This window comes from Metabacillus sp. 22489, from assembly GCF_052044855.1.
Lineage (GTDB): Bacteria > Bacillota > Bacilli > Bacillales > Bacillaceae > Metabacillus > Metabacillus niabensis.
The window spans coordinates 1-1,844 of the sequence record NZ_JBQENT010000103.1 but is presented as its reverse complement, the minus strand read 5'-3'; the positions used below and the strand labels follow the sequence as shown (position 1 = coordinate 1,844).

2 protein-coding genes are annotated in these 1,844 nt (G+C 37.7%); both read left to right on the top strand.

The window, feature by feature from the left end; all coding sequences use genetic code 11:
• Positions 1-273: 273 nt before the first annotated feature.
• A complete protein-coding gene (locus ACTJJ9_RS26135) occupies positions 274-954 on the top strand; it encodes a helix-turn-helix domain-containing protein (protein WP_145585430.1) in 681 nt (226 codons plus the stop codon).
• The gene (locus ACTJJ9_RS26130; protein ID WP_145585429.1) at positions 912-1,796 is read left to right on the top strand and encodes an IS3 family transposase; all 885 of its coding nucleotides are present in this window, start codon (positions 912-914) and stop codon (positions 1,794-1,796) included. Before ACTJJ9_RS26135 ends, ACTJJ9_RS26130 begins: the two co-directional genes overlap by 43 nt.
• The last annotated feature ends 48 nt before the right edge of the window (positions 1,797-1,844 follow it).

The window sequence follows — 1,844 nt, the reverse complement described above, 5'->3', positions numbered from 1 at the left end:
CGGAATTGATGAGGGGAAGCAGGAAAAGAAATAGCCCTCCTGTCTGGCTTAGTAAGGTGGAACACCCTGAAAACCGAGGACAAGAAGGCAATATCTAATTCCTGTTTTCTACTCTACAACTCTTTGAGCTGCCTTTTTAGTATTACCGTTTTTTAGTAATGAATTTCCATCGTAAATAAGAAAAAAACCATGTTGGAAGTTCTTTGATATGCTCCCCTTAAGGTAGACAGATTAAAAAATAAAAATCTGTTTACTTTAAGGGGAGTATTTTTTATGTCAAAAAGAGCACGATCGTTAGAGGATAAAATCGAAATCATAAAAGCTATGCAAGCTGGGGATTATTCCATAAATGAACTCGAATCAATTTATAATGTAAATCAGGACTCAATTTATGATTGGGTATATAAATACGAAAAGTATGGAGTGGAAGGATTAAAAGAAATCACTACCTGGAGGAAGTATTCGAAGGAACTTAAACTGGGGGCAGTAAAGGATTATCTAAGCGGTGAATACTCCATTCGGGAGGTTACTAGAAAATATGAAATTCCGACTACTTCCACTCTTCGTCTTTGGATAAAGAAGTATAATAGTCATAGAGAATTAAAGGATACGTCGAAAGGAATGACGAGCTCTATGACTAAAGGGAGAAAAACTACTTGGAATGAAAGGATTCAAATTGTACTTGATTGCCTAGGAAACGGAAAAGATTATCAAGCAACAGCTGAGACCTACGAGGTCTCTTATCAACAAGTGTACCAGTGGGTTAAGAAGTATGAAGTTGGTGGAGACGAAGCACTAAAAGATAACCGGGGGAGAAATAAAGTAGAAGCCGAGCTATCCCCAGAAGAGAAGATTCAGTTTGAGATGAAAAGATTAGAACGGGAAAATGAACGGTTACGTGCGGAGAATTTATTCTTAAAAAAGTTAGAGGAGATCGAAAGGAGGCGAAGGTAAGCCAAATCCGATTTGAAGATAAGTATATTGCTATTCAGGAGCTTCATGAAGAAGAGAATCTAAGCATTCTTTTACTTTGTGAATTAGCCAATATTTCACGAGCTGCTTACTATAAGTGGCTTAATCGTATACCTACAGCTCGAGAACTTCAGAATGAAAAAGTTATTAAAGAAATGAAGGCTCTTCACGAGAGTGTAGATGAAACATTTGGTTACCGTCAAATGACGTTACAGATGAATCGGAAGTTTAAAGAGAGTATCAATCATAAGAGAATATATCGACTAATGAAAATCTCAAATTTACGTAGCGTTATTCGGGTAAAAAAGAGACAACAATACAGACGGTCTACCCCTCAACATGTGGCAGAAAATGTGCTTAACCGTGAGTTTACAGCAGAAAAACCTAATGAAAAATGGGTTACGGATGTCACTGAACTTAAATATGGGACAAAGAAAGCTTATTTAAGTGCCATTCGTGACCTATACGATGGTTCGATTGTTAGCTATGTCCTGGGACATTCCAATAATAATAACCTTGTATTCAAAACACTTGACCAAGCTACAGCACTTTTGAATGGGGATCGCCCCCTTATCCATAGTGATCGTGGATTCCAATATACCTCGAAGGGGTTTAAACGAAAAATAGATGCAGCAAACATGAGGCAAAGTATGTCCCGGGTTGGTAGATGTATTGATAACGGACCAATGGAATCTTTTTGGGGAACGCTCAAATGTGAAAAGTATTATAGACGTAAGTACAAGACATTTGAAGAACGGGCTTGTCAAGAAAAGTGTGTAAGTTATTCTAGATATTTCTTCACACGTTCCTTTAGGTGGTCATGAACTAATAGTTGATTCATGACCATAGCCCATTGCTGGATGCGTCCACCA

Coding starts and splice junctions, on each gene's coding strand:
- ACTJJ9_RS26135 (WP_145585430.1), top strand. CDS start 274: ATGTCAAAAAGAGCACGATCGTTAGAGGATAAAATCGAAATCATAAAA.